Genomic DNA, 18,468 nt, shown 5'->3' with positions numbered 1-18,468 from the left:
GCAGGGCCGTTGAAAACATGGCCTGATGCGCGCCCGTAGCTCAGCTGGATAGAGCACCAGACTACGAATCTGGGGGTCAGGAGTTCGAATCTCTTCGGGCGCGCCAAAAACTCATCCATGTCGTTGGGTATTCGGATCGAGTGGCCCCCGTCGGAAGCCACGCGAGAGTTGATCTGTCGCACAGGTGTCACACCGAGGCGGATGACAAATCGTGGCGACGATCCGGAAACGAGGTTTCAAGCCCTCTCTGCCGGCGGCATGAGGAGCGCGCGAGGGACGTCACGGGCGTGTCGAGAAGCCGTCGTTCGTTATGCCCTTGCCCTGACGAGCACTCCGATCACAACGAGCATCAATCCGATCAGACGCCCCATGCCGAAAGGCCTTTCGGTTAGTCCGAACGCCCCAAAGTGATCGTAGACCGTGAGGCATCGAGGTCAGGGCGGGTACGGATCGAGCGCCAACTGCCGAGCCTGACCACCAGCAGACGGGCCGCGACGGTGGCTATCAAGAAGGCCAAAAAGACCGCGGCAAGCGAATCGCGGTTCAGTTCCTCGGACAGACGCGCGCAAATCGGACCTTGCGCGGCAACCAGCATTCCGCCGATCACCGCGCTCATGCCAGCGAGAATCAGACCCGCTGGCACCCGGCTATATCCGCCTGAACATGTAGGTCGTCGCGTGCAGCGCCTTGCCGTCCGGGTCCCAAGCGAAGTCGGGGATCACACCAGCCACCTCGAAGCCGACGGAAGCGTATAACGGCTCCGCGGCGTCCCCGGTTCGCGTGTCGAGGGTTACGAGGGTTTTCCCCAGTTCACGCGCGCGATCCAGCGCTTCATTCATCAGGGCTCGCCCGATGCCGAGCCTGCGTGCCTGCGGATGGACGATCATCTTTGCGATCTCGCAGCGATGCGGCTGGTTGGGCGGCATGGCGGTGAGAAGCTGGACGGTTCCGACGATCTCGCCGTCCCGCTCCGCGCCGAAAAGCACTCTGCGTCCTGCAGCGACCTCACGTCGAACATCGCCCGACCAGAACCGAGCCGCGTCCTCGTAGGGCATGGGCGCCATGAAGCTGATAGCCGCGCCATCGGCTACGCTGTCCGCGAGAACCGTGGAAAGCTCGCCCAGCCTTTTTTCGATGGCGAGACCGTCGAGTTCAATGATCTGCATTTCCATGTATGGCGGTTCCTTAAGCCATGGCGATAATGTAGCGGGCCGATTGTTCGCCGGTCTCAAAGGAAGAGGCGCCACGCAGCCGATAGCGCAGGCAGTCACCGGGACGCAGGTCGTGCCGAACGCCATCGACGATCAAAACAAGCGCACCTGCCAAAAGCACGAGGTGGTGTTCGTGCCCCGGAAGAGCGGGCCGATCGTAGACGATGCGCTGGTTGGGCGCGATCTCGCACTCGATCATTTCGAGCTTCAGCTGCCCGCTGGGCGGCGAAAGAGCACGACGAGTGAAGCCCTTCTCCTGATCCGACCATATGCTTTGGTCAGCGTGGTGGACAAGCGGGGGAAAGTCCGGCTCGAGCGGCGCCAGAAGCTGGGAAAGCGGCAATGCGAAAGCCGACGCCAGACGACCAAGCGTTTCCGCTGTGGGGCTGACTTCGCCATTCTCGATCCGCGACAGCGTCGCCCGACTGACCCCGCTGTTTGCCGCGAGTTCCTGAAGGGTAAGCCCACGATCTGCTCGAAGCAGGCGAAGATGGTCGGCCAAGGCTTTAACGTGGCGAGACGCTGTGTCCATATGTGGGAAAATATCCCAAGTCAGGGAAATTGCAAGCGCGAGACCTGATCGTAAACATGTCTATCGCACGGCCCTAAAGGCAATTTCTGGGAACGCTGGAAGCGGCGGTGAATGTCTCGAGGAGGCCGGAAGCGACGCGCCATAGCGCATAGCCGGCGGCTCGAAGCCTGGGCCATCTGCAAGAAGGAGGACCTGGAGGCGATAGCGTAGACAAGTGATCATCTTAGCCCGGTGGGCCCAACCCAAGACCGGACTTCAGCGGCGATTTCATTCGACGGGCCGCGAGCTTATACAGGAACGTAGGTCAACCTGATCACATCCTCGCCGATCCGATCGTGGGTCATAAGGCGCAGCGGTGGCCGGGGTCCGGCAAAATAGGGCTTGCCGTGCCCAAGCACGACGGGATGCAAGTAGATCCGATACTCATCGATCAGGCCAAGTTCGGTGAGGGTCTGCGCCAAGTTCGGGCCGGCAACTTCGATCTCCCCATCGCGGTCGGCCTTCAACTCCCGCATCGCGCCCTCGAGATCATCCCCGACGAGCCTGGCGTTGGGACCAACCGACTTCAACGAGCGCGAGACGACCCATTTCGGCTGGTTCCGCCACGCCGCCGCGAAAGCGCGTTCGTCCGCATTCCATTCGGGATGATCGTCGTCCCAGTACCGCATGATTTCATACATCCGGCGGCCATAGACACTGCCCGCCTGCGCCTGAGCCTCCTCGATGAAGTGGCGGAAGAGCGTGGGGCCTGGCGCAAATCCCATATGGTCGACATAGCCGTCCAGGGACTGGTTCATTCCGAACACGAGCTTGGCCATACCCCTTCCTTCCTCACCGGCACGTCCGCGCGGTTCCGATTGTGTTATGCAATCGGTTATAGGCTAGATCGACCGATTTTGGATCGCAATTGGTTTTTGGCGGGGTCGCGCTCGGCGAGGTCGAGCAAACCTACATGGCCCGGCTCAGCGAACGCGACGCCTTCTGGCGGGCGATGGAAAGCTGTCAGGTCACGCGCGTGGGTCGAGGCGTCCTCTAAAGCGCGCCGCGCCTGAACGGATTCATGCTTCGCGCTTTGGTCTCCTCAGGACGCCTTGGCCAGAAAGCTCTGGTAGTCCGACTTTGCCTGCAGCAGGCGCAGCACGTTTTCGCGTGAGCCGCGCACATGGGCGCGGGCCAGGGCGCCGGCCCGGGTGGCATCGCCGGCGCAGATCGCTTCGACGATCTCCGCATGCTCGTCGCGGGCGATCTTCCATTCGTCGAGCCACAAGAGTTCGGTCCAGACATAGTGCTGGCACTTGTCGAGGATGCCGCACAGCATGCCGTGCAGCATGGCATTGCCGCTGATCTCGGCGATGACGCGGTGCAGGTCGATGCCGACCTCCAGCTCCTGGAATTTTTCCTTTGTGGTGCGGTCCGGAATGGCGGCCAACCGCTCGCATTCGGCCAGCATGGCGCGCAGCCGCGCTTTGTCCTTGTCGGTCGCGGCGGCCGCGGCCAGTTCGGTCGCATGGCCGTCGAGCAGTTCGCGGATGGCGAAGGCCTCGCGGAACATGTTGATGTCGAACTCTGTGACGACATAGCCCTGGCGCGGCCGGCCGGTGACCAGGCCGTCGCGCTCGAGGCGGTTGAAGGCTTCGCGCACCGGCGTGCGGCTGACATTAAGTTTTGCGGCTATGTCGCTCTCGGTGACGCGCGAGCCGGGCGGAATCTGGCCGGTCACGATCATCGCCTTCAGCGACGTGTAGACCGAGTCGCGCAGTGTGTTTTTGGGTTGCTTGCTCAAAGATCCGTCCCCACCGGCAATCGATATTTGCCTATCTCTATTCGCAGTCGGCGCGATTTGCCACGCCTTGACGGCGCTGCTCACGCCCGCCTGCATCGTGCCTGTCAGCCAGATTCGGACGGTGTTGACATCGTCGATCCCTAGGCTACACTCAAGATTGTATACAAAATCGCATGCTAAATCAAAACAAATGGGAACACCGGCTGGAGAACCGACATGAAAACCATCAATAGCCTTGGGATTGCCGCGGTCGCGGGCCTCATGGCATCGGCAGCGGCGCCCGCCTTTGCCGCCGATACGATCACTGTCGCCTCGTGGGGCGGCACCTATCAGGAGGCGCAGACCAAGGCGTTCTTCGATCCGACCGCCAAAGCGCTCGGCATCACCATCAAGCAGGACACCACCAACGGCCTCGACGACGTGCGGCTGCAGGTGACCGGCAACGCGGTGAAGTGGGACATCACCGAACTCGGCGCCGACGAATGCGCGCGCGGCTCGAAGGAAGGGCTGTTCGAGAAGCTCGATTACGGCTTGATCGACAAGAGCGGCATCAACCCGAAGCTGGTCCATGACGACTGGGTCGGCATTTCCTACACCTCCGTCGTGCTGATCTACCGGACCGATGTGTTCGGCGACAAAGGCCCCAAGACCTGGGCCGATTTCTGGAACGTGGAAAAATTCCCGGGGCGGCGCGCGCTCTCCAGCAGCCAGGCGACCGAGACGCTGAGCGTCGCCGCTCTCGCCTCCGGCCTGCCGATCGACAAGGTCTATCCAGTCGACATCGACGGCGCCTTGAAATCGGTCGACAAGATCCGCGGCCATGTCGACGCCTGGTGGACATCAGGCGCACAGGCCATGCAGCTGGTCAAGGACGGCGAGGTCGACATGGCGAGCATCTGGAACGGCCGCGCCGGCACGCTGAAGAAGGAAGGCGCACCGGTCAGCTTCTCGTTCGACCAGGGCGTGCTGACCGCCGACTGCATGGTCATCCCCAAGGGCGCCAAGAACAAGGAAGCGGCGATGAAGGCGCTGGCGATGTTCGTGAGCCCGCAATTGCAGGCCAACCTGCCGCTCTATGTCGACAATGGGCCGGTGAACGAAAAGGCCTTCGAGACCGGCAAGATCCCGCCCGAGCGGATCAAGGACATCAACTCGGCGCCCGAAAACGTCAAGAAGCAGGTGCTGCAGGATGCCGAGTTCTGGCGCGACACGCTGGTCGAGGCGACCGAGAAGTTCAACAATCTGATCCAGCAATAGCTGCCCGGAAGACACTTCACGGCAGGGCGGCGCAAGCCGCAAAGGCTGCTTCGCCCCGCCCTCCTCTTCGCCGCCCAGAGCAGTTCACCGTTTCTCCGAAACGTCGAACCACTCTATCTCTTTGTTTTTACGCAATTCCTGAGGGAAAACCGCTCCTCACTTTTCCTGGAATTGCCCTAAGGAGAAAAGAATCTTGTCCATTGCGCCATCCGCGCTGCCGATCAGCATGCGCCGGATCGAGAAACGATTTGGCAGCGTATCGGTGCTGCGCGACCTGAACCTCGATGTCGAGGCCGGCGAGTTCCTGACGCTGCTCGGGCCTTCCGGCTCCGGAAAGACGACGCTGCTGATGATCCTGGCAGGTTTCGTGCGGGCCGATGGAGGGTCGATCCGGGTCGGCGACGACGAGATCATCACCACGCCGCCGCATAGGCGCAACATCGGCATGGTGTTCCAGAACTACGCGCTGTTTCCGCATATGAACGTTTTTCACAACATCGCCTTTCCGCTGAAGCAGCGCGGCGTGGCGGCCACCGAGACCGCCGAGCGTGTCGAAAAAGCACTGGAACTGGTGAAGCTCAAGGGCCTAGGCGAACGGCGTGTCGACCAGCTTTCCGGCGGCCAGCGCCAGCGCGTGGCGCTGGCGCGCGCCATTGTCTTCGAACCGCGCATCGTGCTGATGGACGAGCCCCTGTCGGCGTTGGACAAAGGCTTGCGCGAGCATATGCAGATCGAGCTGCGCGCCCTGCACCGGCGGCTTGGCATGACGACGGTCTATGTCACGCACGACCAGCGCGAAGCCATCACCATGTCGGACCGCATCGCGGTGATGAATGCCGGACGCATCGAGCAGCTCGACAAGCCCGAGACGCTCTACGCCGCGCCGAAGACGCAATTCGTCGCCGGCTTCATCGGCGAATCGAATTTCATTCCGGTCGAATGCCGCAACGGTTCGGTCTGGTATGAGGACAGGCGCATCCAAACGGCGGGGGCGGCACCGGCCCCCGGCCAACATCTGATGGTGGTGCGGCCGGAAAAGCTGCGGCTGGTCACGGCGGCCGAACCGTCGAGCGGCATCAATGTGCTCGATGCCACGGTCGGCGACATCATCTACCAGGGCGACAGTTTCGTCTGCTACGCGGTCCTGCGCGACGGCCGCCAGCTGACTCTGCGCGACTACTGCCGCAGCGATGTGCTGGCCAGGCTGCCGGCGCCCGGCCAGCCGATCCGCCTCGGCCTCGATGCGCAGGACACCATCCTGGTGGCGGCCGAAAGATGAGCGCGCCATCCGCCCTCCTGAGAGAACCAGCCGGCGCGGGCCGGGACCTCAACGCGCAGGCGCTGCGCGCCGACGCGCGGCGCGAGTCGCTGCGGCTGCTGGCACTTTTGTCGCCCAGCCTGTTCCTCGTCTTCGCCATCATCATCGTGCCGATCGGCTGGCTGTTCTGGCTATCGCTGTTCGACGAGGCCGGCGCCTTCAGCACATCCAACTATGCGCGCTTCTTCGAGCAGGCCTCCTACATCAAGACCTTCGTCACCACCTTCAAGGTCGCCTTCATCGTCACCGGCGCCTGCGTGCTGCTGGGTTATCCCCTCGCCTACATGCTGTCGCAGCTGCCGCGCCGGGCGGCATCGATCTGCCTGATCTTCGTGATCCTGCCGTTCTGGACGTCGGTGCTGGTGCGTACCTATGCCTGGCTGGTGATCCTGCAGCGCAAGGGCCTGATCAACAGCTGGCTGATCGACCTCGGCGTGATCAGCCAGCCGCTGTCGCTCGCCAACAATCTGTCCGGCGTGGTCATCGGCATGACGCATATCCTGCTGCCGTTCCTGGTGCTGCCGCTCTACGCCTCGATGAAGACCATCGACACCGACTGCCTGCGCGCCGGCATGAATCTCGGCGCCGGTCCGGTCGCAACCTTCCGGCAGATCTTCTTCCCGCTGTCGCTGCCCGGCCTTGCTTCGGGCGTGGTCATCGTCTTCGTGCTGTGTCTCGGCTTCTTCGTCACCCCGGCGCTGATGGGCGGCGGCAAGGTGATCATGTGGGCGATGCGCATGGAGCAGACCACCAGCCTCTATTCCAACTGGGGCGCGGGTGCCGCGCTCGGCGTGGTGCTGCTGGTGGTCACGCTGGCGCTTCTCGGCCTTTTCCAATGGCTGCTTGGCGCGCGCGCCACCGGCGTGTGGAGTTCCCGATGAGCGCAGATATCGGCCTGCCAATCTCGCATCGGCAACGCCTGTGGCTTTACGCTCTGGGCGGCCTGGTGTTGCTGTTCCTGATCGCGCCGTCGGTCATCATCGTCATCATGTCTTTTTCGGATTCGACGCTGCTGCAGTTCCCGCCGCAGCAATGGTCGCTGCGCTGGTACGAAACCTATTTCCAGTCGGTGGAATGGCGCGATGCGACCATCGTCTCGGTCAAGGTGGCTGTCATGACCGTGCTGGTGGCGACGCCGCTCGGCACCGCCGCCGCCTATGCGATCAACCGGGGCACGCTGCGCTTCAACGGCACCATCAACGCGCTGCTCACCGCATCGCTGATCATCCCGGTGATCCTGATCGGCATCGGCACCTTCTTCCTCTACGCCCGCATCGGCCGCAACAACACGCTGACCGGGCTGGTCATCGCGCATACGGTGCAGGCCTTGCCGCTGGTGGTGCTGACCGTGCTGTCCGGCCTGCGCTCCTACGACATGAACCAGGAGCGCGTGGCGCGCAGCCTGGGCGCCGGGCGCATCGCCGCCTTCTGGCAGGTAACGATGCCGCAGATCCGTTTCTCGATCGTCTCGGGCGGGCTGTTCGCCTTCATCACCTCCTTCGACGAAGTGGTGGTTTCACTGTTCATCTCGGGCGGCGAGACCACCACGCTGACGCGGCGCATGTTCAACGCGCTGCGCGACCAGATCGACCCGACCATCGCCGCCATATCGACCTGCCTGATCGTGCTTTCCGTCCTGCTCCTGTCGGTGGCGCAGATCTTCGGGCGGCGGCATTGATTTCATCAGACCATGGGATATCCAGACAGAATGCGTGATTTCCAGTTTCCCGGCCGCTCCCCGGTTCGTGCCACGCAAGCGATTGCCGCGACCTCGCACCCGCTTGCGACCCTTGCCGCGATCGACATGCTGCGCGCCGGCGGCAATGCCATGGACGCCGCCGTTTGCGCCGCCGCCGTGCAGGGCGTCGTCGAGCCGCAATCGACCGGCATTGGCGGCGATTGCTTTGTCCTCTACTGCCCGAAGGGACAAGGCGATGTGCTGGCCTTCAACGGTTCGGGCCGCGCGCCCGCCAAGGCCACTGTCGACTGGTACCTCGACAAGGGTTTCAACGAGCTTCCCAAGCAGGGACCTCACGCGGTGACCGTGCCGGGCGCCGTCGATGCCTGGAGCCGGCTCCTGGAAGACCATGGCCGCAAGAGCCTGGCCGAAGTTCTGGCGCCGGCCATCCACTATGCCGAGAACGGCTATGTCGTGCATGACCGCGTCGCCTTCGACTGGGCCGATCCGGAAACCGACCTGTCGGCCGACGAACATGCCGCGCGCATCTTCCTGCCGGGCGGCACGGCGCCGAAGGCCGGCGATGTCCACCGCCAGCCGGAACTCGCCGCCACCTTACGGGTGATCGCAAAGCAGGGCCGCGCCGGCTTCTACGAAGGCGCCGTTGCCGACGACATGGTGCGCCGGCTCAATGAACTGGGCGGGCTGCATAGCCAAGAGGATTTCGCCGCGACCAAGGGCGACTATGTGGCGCCGGTCAGCACCGTCTATGGCGGCTACGATATCCACCAGATGCCGCCGAACAATCAGGGGCTGACGGCGCTGCTGATGCTGAACGTGCTGTCGGGCTTCAGGCTTGGCGGGCTCGACCCGAACGGTGCCGAGCGGCTGCATCTGGAGATCGAAGCCGGACGGCTGGCCTATCAGGACCGCGACCGCTTCGTCGGCGACCAGGACCAGGTTCACGTGCCGGTGCGGCAGCTTATGTCCGGCGCCTATGCAGACCGGCTGCGCGCCGAAATCCACCGCGACCGCGCCATGACACATCTGCCGCGCCTGGAGCTGCCCGGCAGCGACACGGTCTACATCTCGATCGTCGACCGCGACCGCAACGCGGTCTCCTTCATCAACTCGACCTATTACTCCTTCGGCAGCGGCGTCGTTGGGCCGAAGAGCGGTGTCGTGCTGCAGAACCGCGGATCGAGCTTCCGCCTCGACCCGGCGCACCCGAACGCGATCGCGCCCGGCAAGCGGCCGATGCACACGATCATGCCTGGCATGGCGACGAAAAACGGCCGCGTGGTGATGCCGTTCGGCGTCATGGGCGGCGGCTACCAGCCTTTCGGCCATGTCCATCTCCTGACCAACATGATCGACTTCGGCATGGATCCGCAGCAGGCGCTGGATGCGCCGCGCGTGTTCTACAATGACGATACCGTGGAGGCAGAGCGCAACGTTCCCGCCGAGGCGATCGAAGGTTTGCGCAAGCGCGGCCACCGCGTCGTCGAGCCGCAGCATCCGCTTGGCGGCGGACAGGCGGTGCTGATCGACTGGGAGAAAGGCACGCTCACCGGCGCCTCCGATCCGCGCAAGGATGGGATGGCGCTGGGGTATTGAGGTGGTTCGGGGATTGGAGAACCGGCTTCCGGTCGTGGACAATTGTCCGGGGTCGGAACCATTCCCAGGGCTTTCTAGAAGCAGTCGTTTGAAACATAGTCGGTGACCATGAGCACGAATTCAAAAGACCTTTCCCATCGTCTCGCCGCCGGCGCCGACGACGCGCCGGCGATACTGGCGCCCGACAAGGCGACGCTGACCCATGGCGGGCTGCGCCGCCTGATCGCAGCCACGGCCGAGCGGCTGCACGCGCTCGGCATCGGCCGGCGCGACCGGGTGGCGATCGTGTTGCCGAACGGGCCGGAGATGGCCACCGCCTTCGTCGCTGTGGCGGCGACAGCCTCGACGGCGCCGCTCAATCCTGCGTACCGCGCCGACGAGCTGGATTTCTACCTCACCGATATCGGTGCCAAGGCAATCCTGGTTTCGGAGACCGAGACCGGCCCGGCCGTGGCGGTCGCCGAACGGCTCGGCATCGGCGTGTTCAGGCTTGTCGTGCAAGCCGACGCGCCTGCCGGCTCCTTCACCATCGAGGGCGCGGCGATCGGTCCGCAGGCGGCGCCCGACATGGCAGGAGATGGCGACATCGCGCTGCTGCTGCACACGTCGGGCACGACATCGCGCCCAAAACTGGTGCCGCTCAGCCATGCCAATATCGCCGCCTCGGCAGCCCATATCGGCGCGACGCTCGGCCTAAGCGCCGACGACCGCTGCCTCAACATCATGCCGCTGTTCCACATCCATGGGTTGATCGCGGCGGTGCTGTCGTCGCTGGCGGCGGGCGGCAGCATCTACTGCACGCCGGGCTTCAACGCTTTGCGCTTCTTCCAGTGGCTGGGCGATGCCAAGCCAAGCTGGTACACGGCGGTGCCGACCATGCACCAGGCGATCCTGCCGCGTGCGGCGCGCAATGCGGAAGTGCTGGCGGCGGCACGCCTGCGTTTCATCCGCTCGTCCTCGGCATCGCTGCCGGCGCAAGTGATGGGGGAACTGGAAGCGACCTTCGGCTGCCCGGTGATCGAATCCTATGGGATGACCGAGGCCGCCCACCAGATGGCGTCGAACCGGCTGCCGCCGGGCCTGCGCAAGCCGGGCAGCGTCGGTGCCGGCGCCGGACCGGAGGTCGCGGTGATGGCGCCGGACGGGCGGCTGATGGAAGCCGGCGAGACCGGCGAGATCGTCATTCGCGGACCCAATGTCACCGCAGGCTATGAGAAGAACCCGGAGGCCAATGCCACGGCCTTCGCGCATGGCTGGTTCCACACCGGCGACCAGGGCGTGCTCGACCAGGACGGCTATCTGCGCGTCACCGGCCGGCTCAAGGAGATCATCAACCGCGGCGGCGAAAAGATCTCGCCGCTCGAGGTCGACGACGTGCTGATGGACCATCCGGCGGTGGCGCAGGTCGTCACCTTCGCGATGCCGCATGACAAGCTCGGCGAGGAGGTGGCGGCGGCCGTGGTGCTGCGCGAAGGCATGATCGCCACCGAAAGCGACATCCGCAGCCATGCCGCCACGCGGCTCGCCGACTTCAAGGTGCCGCGCAAGATCCTGATCCTGGACGAGATCCCCAAGGGCGCGACCGGCAAGCTGCAGCGCATCGGGCTCGCCGCCAAACTCGGGCTTTGACGATGAAGATCACCATTTTCGGCGCCGGCGCCATCGGCGGCTATCTCGCCGCCAAGCTGGCGCTCGCCGGCCGTACCGACCTGTCGATCGTCGCGCGCGGCGCGCATCTGGAAGCGATCCAGGCGAACGGCCTGCGCCTGATCGAGGACGGCGAGGAATCGGTTGCGCCGGTGAGAGCCGCCGCCAAGGCCGAGGAACTCGGCGTGCAGGACATCGTCGTGCTGGCGCTGAAAGCCCATTCGCTGACCCCGGCGCTTGACCAGATCGCGCCGCTGCTCGGGGAGCACACAGCCGTCGTCACCATGCAGAACGGCGTGCCATGGTGGTATTTCCATGGCGTGGGCGGGCCGCTCGAAGGCACCAGGCTGAGCACGGTCGATCCCGGCGGCGCGATCTGGCAGCGGATCGGGCCGGAGCGCGTCGTCGGCTCGGTCGTCTATCCCGCCGCCGAGGTCGACGCGCCCGGCCTCATCCGCCATGTCGAGGGCAAGCGCTTCTCGCTCGGCGAACCCTCGGGCGAGCGCAGCGAACGGGTGACACGACTGGCGGAGGAAATGGTCAAGGCCGGCCTGCAGGCGCCGGTGCGCGAGGATATCCGCAGCGAAATATGGGTGAAGCTGTGGGGCAACCTCTCCTTCAACCCGATCTCGGCGCTGACCGGCTCCACGCTTGCCGCAATCGTCGCCGACGAAGGCACCCGCGCGCTTGCCCGCACGATGATGCTGGAAGCCCAAGCGATCGGCGAAAGCCTCGGCGTGCGCTTTCCGATCGGGGTCGACCGCCGCATCAAGGGCGCCGGCGATGTCGGCGAGCACAAGACCTCGATGCTGCAGGACCTGGAACGGGGCCGACCGATGGAAATCGACGCGCTGGTGAGCGCGGTGCAGGAGCTTGGCCGGCTGACGGACAAGCCGACGCCGACCATAGATGCAGTGTCGGCACTGGTGCGCCGGCTGGCGGTGGAGCGGGGGTGTTACGGGTGATGGGGGCACGGCGGACCGAACCTTGAAGTGCTCACGCCCTGCCCAACATATCGTGGGCCGCCCTTGTTGCCGGTCCGAGATGGGCGGGCCGAAACAGATATGCCCTGACCCGCATCCAGCCTTTGGTTTCAAGGAACCGCCACCATGCTCCGATATGCCTGCCTCCTCGGAATTCTGGCCATGACAACGGCTCATCCCGCGATGGCACAGAGCGATGATGAAATGAAAGCGTGCGTCGACCGGTCCGGCGGCGCCACGTCGGAAATGCTGGATTGCGGGAAGACCGAGATCGACAAGTTCGATGCCAGGTTGAACGCGGCTTACAATACGCTGATGCATCGCGAACTTGGCCCTCAACGTGCCCGGTTGCAGCGCGAGCAGCGCGCCTGGCTGAAACATCATCTGCGGGAAGCGCATCGTCTTGCCGCCGATCCGAACAACGGATCGGCCGCCTTCCTTACATCTCAAAGCTTTGAATTGGACGATTTGAGCGCGCGCACGGCCGAACTCGAAAAACGTGTCCAGCAAAACCCGTAGTCGCTCAACCGGGGGTCATCGTTCGCCGGCACCCTGGCGTGGCCCGATCAATCGCGCCGGTCGATCTGGAACTGATCAGTGCTTGCCCTGTCGCTTGAGAAGCCGCGCATAAAGTTCGCCGACAATGCCGCGCCGGAAGGCCAGCACGCACACCATGAAGATCAGCCCGGTGGCGATGGTCACCGGGAAACCGGAGGTGGCAAGCGTGTTCTCCAGTCCGACGACGAGGCTGGCGCCGACAATCGGCCCGACCATGGTGCCGATGCCGCCCAGAAGCGTCATCAGGATCACCTCGCCCGACATCTGCCAGGTGACGTCGGTGAGCGTGGCGAACTGGAAGACGATCGCCTTGAGGGAGCCTGCCAGCCCGGCCAGCGCCGCCGACATGACGAAGGCGCCGAGCTTGTAGTTGGCGACGGAATAGCCCAGCGAAATGGCGCGGCTCTCGTTTTCCCGGATCGAGCGCAGGATCATGCCGAAGGGTGAATTGACGATGCGCCAGATGGCGAAAACGCCGATCAGGAATACCGCGAGCACGAAGTAGTACATATTCAGCGAGACGTTCAGGTCGAGGACACCGAACAGCATGCCGCGCGGTACGCCCTGAATGCCGTCCTCGCCCTCGGTGAAAGGCGCCTGCACGCAGAAAAAGAAGAACATCTGCGACAGCGCCAGGGTGATCATGGCGAAATAGATGCCTTGCCGGCGAATGGCGAAGAAGCCCATGACCAGGCCGAGCAGCGCTGCGCCCGCCATGCCGAGCAGGATGCCGGCTTCCGGCGGCCAGCCCCACACCTTGACGGCATGCGCGGTGAAATAGGCGGCGCCGCCAAAGAAGGTGGCGTGGCCGAACGACAGCAGGCCGGTGTAGCCGAGCAGGAGATTGAACGCGCAGGCAAGCAGCGCGAAACACAGCATCTTCATCAGGAAGATCGGGTAAACCAGGAAGGGTGCTACCAGCAGCGCCGCTATGCCGAGCCCGACCAGCGTCCATTCGAGCCATGCCGGGGTTCCTGCTGATGTCTGGCGACGCGACAGCCCGGCCATGTCAGATGTCCCTTCCGACATGTCAGGCATCCCTTCCGAACAGGCCGGCCGGCCGGACCAGAAGCACGATCGCCATGATGACGAAGACCACGAGGTTGGAGGCCTCGGGATAGAAGACCTTGGTCAGGCCCTCGGCGAGGCCGAGCATGTAGCCGGTGACGATCGCGCCAAGAATCGACCCCATGCCACCGATGACGACGACCGCGAAGACGACGATGATGAGATCCGAACCCATCAGCGGGCTCACCTGATAGACGGGGGCGGCCAGAATGCCGGCAAGCCCGGCAAGGGCGGAACCGAGACCGTAGGTCAGTGTCAGCAGCAACGGTACGTTGACGCCGAAGGCCTGGACGAGACGGGGATTCTCGGTTGCCGCGCGCAGATAGGAGCCGAGCCTGGTCTTCTCGATCAGCGCCCAGGTTCCGAAGCAGACGATCAGCGAGGCGACCACGACCCAGCCGCGATAGTTGGGCAGGAACATGAAGCCGAGATTGGTGCCGCCCGCAAGCAGCGGCGGCACGGCGTAGGGGTTTCCCGACACGCCGTAGTAATAGCGGAATATGCCTTCGAGCACGAGCGCGAGACCGAAGGTGAAAAGCAGGCCATAGAGTGGATCGGTGTCGTAAAGCCGCGACAGCGCCAGGCGCTCGACCACGATGCCGAAGAGGCCGACGATCAGCGGCGCGAGGATCAGCGCGGGCCAATAGCCGATGCCGAGATGGGTCAGCAGCAGGTAGCCGACGAAGGCGCCGAGCATATACTGGGCGCCATGGGCGAAATTGATGACGCGCAGCAAGCCGAATATGACGGCCAGACCCAGGCTCAGCATGGCGTAGAAGGAGCCGTTGATCAGCCCCACCAGCAATTGGCCAAGCAGTGCCTGGACGGGGATTCCGAAGATCATCGTCATGGCGTCCTCATACACCCAGAACGTCGTGGAGCTGCCCCATGCGGTCCGTCAGTTCGCCGACCGGGAACCCGGCGACGACCTTGCCGTGCTCCATCAGGTAGAAGCGATCGGCGACACGGCTGGCGAAGCGGAAATTCTGCTCGACCAGCAGGATCGTCATGCCGCGCTTCTTCAACGTCACCAGCAACTCGCCGATGCGCTGCACGATGACGGGAGCCAGGCCCTCGGTCGGCTCATCGAGAAGCAGCATCTTGACGCCGGTTCGCAGCATGCGGGCGATCGCCAGCATCTGCTGTTCGCCGCCCGACAGCCTCGTGCCGGGACTGTTGCGGCGCTCCTTCAGATTGGGGAAGAGGTCGAATATCTCCGCGACGCTCATGCCGCCCTCGGCGACGACCGGCGGCAGCACCAGATTCTCGTCGACCGTCAGCGTCGCGAAAATGCCGCGCTCCTCCGGCACGAAGCCGATGCCTTGATGCGCGGTGCGGTGCAGCGGCAGGCGCATCAGATCCGCGCCGTCGAAAACGACCTCGCCGGTCCGCGTGCGGATCAGCCCCATGATGGCGCGCAACGTCGTCGTCTTGCCGACGCCGTTGCGGCCGAGCAGCGTGACCGTCTCGCCGGCAAACACCTCCAGATCGACGCCGTGCAGCGCATGGCCCTCGCCATACCAGGCATTGAGGCCGCGGACCGCAAGCAGGGGGGCGGCACTAGTCATCGGCGGTGCCCATGTAAGCGACCTTCACCCGCTCGTCGCGGCTGACCGTCGCGTAGTCGCCGGCGGCGAGCACCTCGCCGCGCTGCATGACGGTTATCCAGTCGCAGAGATCGGCGACAACAGTCAGATTGTGCTCGACCATCAGCACCGCGCGCTCGCTCGCCACCGAACGGATGAGGTCGGAAACCATGGCGACGTCCTCATGCCCCATGCCGGCCATCGGCTCGTCCAACAGCAGCACCTTCGGGTCGAGAGCCAGGGTCGTGGCGATCTCCAGCGCGCGCTTCCTTCCATAGGAAAGATCGCCGGCCAGCCTGTTCCTGGCGTCGTCGAGACCAACGGAGCGCAACAGTTCGACGGCTCGCGGCGTCAGCCGATCGAGCGCCGCCAGGGAACGCCAGAACTGGACGCCGAGCCCACCCGGCCGCTGCAATGCGACGCGCACATTGTCGAGCACGCTAAGGTGCGGAAAGATCGCCGATATCTGGAACGAGCGCACCAGCCCCATGCGCGCCACCTTTGCCGGTGGCGTGCGGGTGATGTCGTGGCCGAGCAGTTCGATCCTGCCGCTGGTCGGCGCCAGGAACTTGGTGAGCAGGTTGAAAACGGTCGTCTTGCCGGCGCCGTTAGGCCCGATCAGCGCGTGGATGTTGCGATGGCGGACGTCGAGATCGACATTCCTGACGGCGACGAAACCGGCAAAATCGCGCCGCAGCCCGCGGGCGGAGAGCACCACCGGCGGCTCGTCGGCGTTGAGATCAGACGGCGCCACGGGCCGCGCCGATCACTGTGCCGCGGTTGGACAGCCGCTTTCCTTGTCGCTCAGGAAGGCCTCGTTGCCGGGGATGGTTGCGAGATATTTGTAATAGTCCCAGTCCTTGGTGCTCTCGTTGGGCGCCTTGACCTGGTAGAGATACATGTCGTGGACCATGTTGCCGTCCGCCTGCACCTTGCCGTTGGTCGTCACGGCGTCGTCAACCGGCATCGAATGCAATTGCTTGGCGACGGCCTCGGTCTCGTCGGTGCCGGCCTTGTCGATCGCCTTCAGATACTGCGTCACCGCCGAATAGGTCGCGGCCTGGATCATGTTCGGCATGCGGTTGGTGCGTTTGAAAAAGCGCTGTCCGAATTCGCGGCTCTTGTCGTCGCGATCCCAGTAGTAGCCCTCCGTCAGCACGACGCCCTGCGCGGCCTGAAGGCCCAACCCATGCACCTCGGCCAGCGTGAACAGAAGTGCCGCAAGGCGCTGGCCGCCCTGGACAATGCCGAATTCAGCCGCCTGCTTGATGGAATTGGACGTGTCGAGGCCGGCGTTGGCCAGCCCGATGACCTTGGCGCCCGACGACTGCGCCTGCAGGAGGAAGGATGAATAATCGGTCGACCCCAGGGGATAACGCACTTCGCCCAGCACCTTGCCGCCGTGGCTCTCGACGAATTTGGCGGTCTGCTCCTTGAGCGAATAGCCGAACGCATAGTCGACGGTGACGAAGAACCAGCTGTCGCCGCCCTGCTGCACGAGGGAGCCGCCAGTTCCCACCGCCTGCGAATGGGTGTCATAGGCCCAGTGGAAGCCGTAGGGCGAGCATTGCTTGCCGGTGAGATCGGTGGTTGCCGCGCCGGTAACGATGTCGATCTTCTTCTTTTCCTTGGAAATCCCCTGGACGGCGAGCGCGACCGATGAGGTTGTCAGCTCCATGATGGCATCGACCTGTTCGGTGTCGTACCATTGCCGCGCGATGTTGGAGGCGATGTCAGGCTTGTTCTGATGGTCGGCGCTGATGATCTCGATCGGCGCGCCCTGTACCTTGCCGCCGAAATCCTCGACCGCCATCTTGGCCGCCTCGACCGACCATTTGCCGCCGAAATCGGCATAGACGCCGGATTGATCATTGAGGATGCCGATCTTGACTTTTCCGTCGGAAATTTCGGCGGCCGAGGCGGGGATAGCGGCCGCGGCAAGAAGCGCGGCGGAAACGAAATAGCATACCTTCATTATCGACTTCCTCCCATGATGAATCCGACCGTTCCCCCCGGACGATCACCAGCAAGCGGTTATTGAACATGAGCAAGATGGGGATGAACGGCAAGGGGCCGTTGCGGATTTCTGGTTCGAAGCAGCCCTTCCTCGCCGGGAGTTTACCGCCCCGAGGGCAGCCAAGCCGATTGGCGATCACGCCAGCCGGAAACCTCGGAAGCAGCAAGACCATGTGAACCGTGACCGGCGGCTTGGCGAGACCGCGCGTCCATGCCCACGAACTTAGTCGGGAGTATTGACTCGACCGCCGGAGTCGCAACGCTTAGATTGCGTACGGATCACTAGCCTTTCCACGGGGGAAGCCAACTGAGGTATCAGGGTGGCTTTGGCAATGAACAGGTCGATAACTGCCATTACTGTGACGCACAACAGCGCGCATACCGTGCGGGGCGCGCTCGCTCGCCTGCCTCCAGGGGTGGAGATCGTATGCGTCGACAATGCAAGTACTGACGATCTTTCCACCGCGCTGTCCGGCCTTGCCGTTCATCGTATCGACAATCCTGTAAACCTCGGCTTCGGGCGCGCCTGCAACATCGGGGCGGCGGCGGCGACGGGGGAGTTTCTGCTGTTCGTCAACCCCGACGTGCGTCTTGGGACGGACGCCGTCGATGCGCTCATGCAGGCGGCTGAACGCTATCCAAATTGCGGCGTCTTCGTGCCGCGCACCAATACGGTGGATGGCCGGCTCTGGTTTCGCGAGGAGAGCGAGATCGATCGCCTTTCCGGCGTGTCGCTGCCCACACGCATCCGGCAGGTCTGGGGAGATTGTTGCGTCCGCTTCGTCAATGGCGGCGTGTTTATGATCAAACGAACGCTCTTCCTCGATACGGGCGGGTTTGACGAGGATATTTTCCTGTATTTCGAAGATGACGACCTTTCATATCGTCTGCTGCAGCGTGACGAACCCATGATCCTTGTCAGCGGCGCGCATGCTGTCCACGACATTGGCACGTCGGTTGCGCAATCAACCCGGTCGCGCATTTTCCGGTATCGCTCGAAGATGCGATCGGAGATCCACTTGCGCAAGAAATACGGCATCGCCTATAGCCCGTTTGTGGACATACTCCGTTACTCGACGAAAATTGGCTTCTATTGCCTGACGCTTAATCGAAACAGATTGATCAATTCCCTGGGCCGACTGATTGGCATATTCGACAGCATCCTTGACCGATCGCGCGCGAATCGGAACGGCGGCTATGTCGCCTGACGCTGC

Annotated in this window: 19 protein-coding genes, 1 tRNA gene and 1 pseudogene; 10 read left to right on the top strand and 11 right to left on the bottom strand. The window is 63.8% G+C overall.

Translation table 11 applies throughout. The features are described 5' to 3' along the window. Nucleotides 1-29: 29 nt before the first annotated feature. Nucleotides 30-106: transfer RNA gene (locus ACLGL5_RS07370), tRNA-Arg, on the top strand. A gap of 202 nt (nt 107-308) precedes the next feature. On the opposite strand, the pseudogene ACLGL5_RS07365 reads toward ACLGL5_RS07370, so the two are convergent. The 6 genes and pseudogenes from ACLGL5_RS07365 to ACLGL5_RS07340 all read right to left on the bottom strand — a co-directional run. Next, nucleotides 309-377 (bottom strand): annotated as a pseudogene (locus ACLGL5_RS07365) (hypothetical protein); the annotation flags it as partial. 11 nt (nt 378-388) lie between these two features. Further along, entirely contained in the window at nt 389-616 is a 228-nt protein-coding gene (locus tag ACLGL5_RS07360; protein ID WP_019862422.1) for a DMT family transporter, read from the bottom strand. Nucleotides 617-647: 31 nt separating this feature from the next. Next, entirely contained in the window at nt 648-1,172 is a 525-nt protein-coding gene (locus ACLGL5_RS07355) for a GNAT family N-acetyltransferase (RefSeq protein ID WP_019862421.1), read from the bottom strand. Nucleotides 1,173-1,185: 13 nt separating this feature from the next. After that, nucleotides 1,186-1,713, bottom strand: a complete 528-nt coding sequence (locus ACLGL5_RS07350; RefSeq protein WP_236952197.1) for an XRE family transcriptional regulator — start codon at nt 1,711-1,713, stop codon at nt 1,186-1,188. Nucleotides 1,714-2,030: 317 nt separating this feature from the next. Further along, complete coding sequence (locus ACLGL5_RS07345) at nt 2,031-2,561, bottom strand: dihydrofolate reductase family protein (RefSeq protein WP_019862418.1); 531 nt, start codon at nt 2,559-2,561, stop codon at nt 2,031-2,033. Nucleotides 2,562-2,824: 263 nt separating this feature from the next. After that, nucleotides 2,825-3,526, bottom strand: coding sequence for a GntR family transcriptional regulator (locus ACLGL5_RS07340; RefSeq protein ID WP_019862416.1), 702 nt, complete (start codon nt 3,524-3,526; stop codon nt 2,825-2,827). Between the two features lie 216 nt (nt 3,527-3,742). Between ACLGL5_RS07340 and ACLGL5_RS07335 the strand changes: the two genes are divergently transcribed. From ACLGL5_RS07335 to ACLGL5_RS07300, 8 genes are all read left to right on the top strand, one after another. After that, nucleotides 3,743-4,783: an ABC transporter substrate-binding protein gene (locus ACLGL5_RS07335; protein WP_019862415.1), complete on the top strand. Its 1,041-nt coding sequence runs from the start codon at nt 3,743-3,745 to the stop codon at nt 4,781-4,783. Nucleotides 4,784-4,976: 193 nt separating this feature from the next. After that, a complete protein-coding gene (locus tag ACLGL5_RS07330) occupies nt 4,977-6,062 on the top strand; it encodes an ABC transporter ATP-binding protein (protein ID WP_019862414.1) in 1,086 nt (361 codons plus the stop codon). Beyond that, entirely contained in the window at nt 6,059-6,982 is a 924-nt protein-coding gene (locus ACLGL5_RS07325) for an ABC transporter permease (RefSeq protein WP_019862413.1), read from the top strand. The genes ACLGL5_RS07330 and ACLGL5_RS07325 overlap by 4 nt, the downstream gene beginning before the upstream one ends. After that, the gene (locus ACLGL5_RS07320; RefSeq protein ID WP_069090673.1) at nt 6,979-7,779 is read left to right on the top strand and encodes an ABC transporter permease; all 801 of its coding nucleotides are present in this window, start codon (nt 6,979-6,981) and stop codon (nt 7,777-7,779) included. Before ACLGL5_RS07325 ends, ACLGL5_RS07320 begins: the two co-directional genes overlap by 4 nt. A gap of 30 nt (nt 7,780-7,809) precedes the next feature. Continuing rightward, nucleotides 7,810-9,396: a gamma-glutamyltransferase gene (ggt, locus tag ACLGL5_RS07315; RefSeq protein WP_019862411.1), complete on the top strand. Its 1,587-nt coding sequence runs from the start codon at nt 7,810-7,812 to the stop codon at nt 9,394-9,396. Between the two features lie 108 nt (nt 9,397-9,504). After that, entirely contained in the window at nt 9,505-11,025 is a 1,521-nt protein-coding gene (locus ACLGL5_RS07310) for an acyl--CoA ligase (protein ID WP_027047603.1), read from the top strand. 2 nt (nt 11,026-11,027) lie between these two features. Then, complete coding sequence (locus ACLGL5_RS07305; protein ID WP_069090672.1) at nt 11,028-12,008, top strand: 2-dehydropantoate 2-reductase; 981 nt, start codon at nt 11,028-11,030, stop codon at nt 12,006-12,008. A gap of 144 nt (nt 12,009-12,152) precedes the next feature. After that, entirely contained in the window at nt 12,153-12,545 is a 393-nt protein-coding gene (locus ACLGL5_RS07300) for a lysozyme inhibitor LprI family protein (RefSeq protein WP_019862408.1), read from the top strand. A 75-nt stretch (nt 12,546-12,620) separates the two neighbouring features. Here ACLGL5_RS07300 and ACLGL5_RS07295 read toward each other — a convergent pair whose 3' ends face one another. Genes ACLGL5_RS07295 through ACLGL5_RS07275 form a run of 5 tightly spaced genes read right to left on the bottom strand, consistent with a single transcriptional unit; the run spans nt 12,621 to nt 17,213 of the window. Further along, a complete protein-coding gene (locus tag ACLGL5_RS07295; RefSeq protein WP_083246505.1) occupies nt 12,621-13,592 on the bottom strand; it encodes a branched-chain amino acid ABC transporter permease in 972 nt (323 codons plus the stop codon). 22 nt (nt 13,593-13,614) lie between these two features. After that, nucleotides 13,615-14,502 (bottom strand): branched-chain amino acid ABC transporter permease, encoded by an 888-nt coding sequence (locus ACLGL5_RS07290; RefSeq protein ID WP_069090670.1) that lies wholly within the window; start codon nt 14,500-14,502, stop codon nt 13,615-13,617. Nucleotides 14,503-14,509: 7 nt separating this feature from the next. Beyond that, nucleotides 14,510-15,220, bottom strand: coding sequence for an ABC transporter ATP-binding protein (locus ACLGL5_RS07285; protein ID WP_069090669.1), 711 nt, complete (start codon nt 15,218-15,220; stop codon nt 14,510-14,512). Beyond that, nucleotides 15,213-15,992, bottom strand: a complete 780-nt coding sequence (locus ACLGL5_RS07280; RefSeq protein WP_038651124.1) for an ABC transporter ATP-binding protein — start codon at nt 15,990-15,992, stop codon at nt 15,213-15,215. The genes ACLGL5_RS07285 and ACLGL5_RS07280 overlap by 8 nt, the downstream gene beginning before the upstream one ends. A 12-nt stretch (nt 15,993-16,004) precedes the next feature. Further along, nucleotides 16,005-17,213 (bottom strand): ABC transporter substrate-binding protein, encoded by a 1,209-nt coding sequence (locus tag ACLGL5_RS07275; RefSeq protein ID WP_069090668.1) that lies wholly within the window; start codon nt 17,211-17,213, stop codon nt 16,005-16,007. 373 nt (nt 17,214-17,586) lie between these two features. Here ACLGL5_RS07275 and ACLGL5_RS07270 point away from each other — a divergent pair, with 373 nt between their 5' ends. After that, on the top strand, nt 17,587-18,462 hold the full coding sequence (locus ACLGL5_RS07270) for a glycosyltransferase family 2 protein (RefSeq protein ID WP_032920834.1): 876 nt from the start codon (nt 17,587-17,589) through the stop codon (nt 18,460-18,462). Nucleotides 18,463-18,468 lie beyond the last annotated feature (6 nt).

This window comes from Mesorhizobium sp. U510, assembly GCF_059180695.1.
This window is presented reverse-complemented; position numbering and strand designations above follow the sequence as displayed.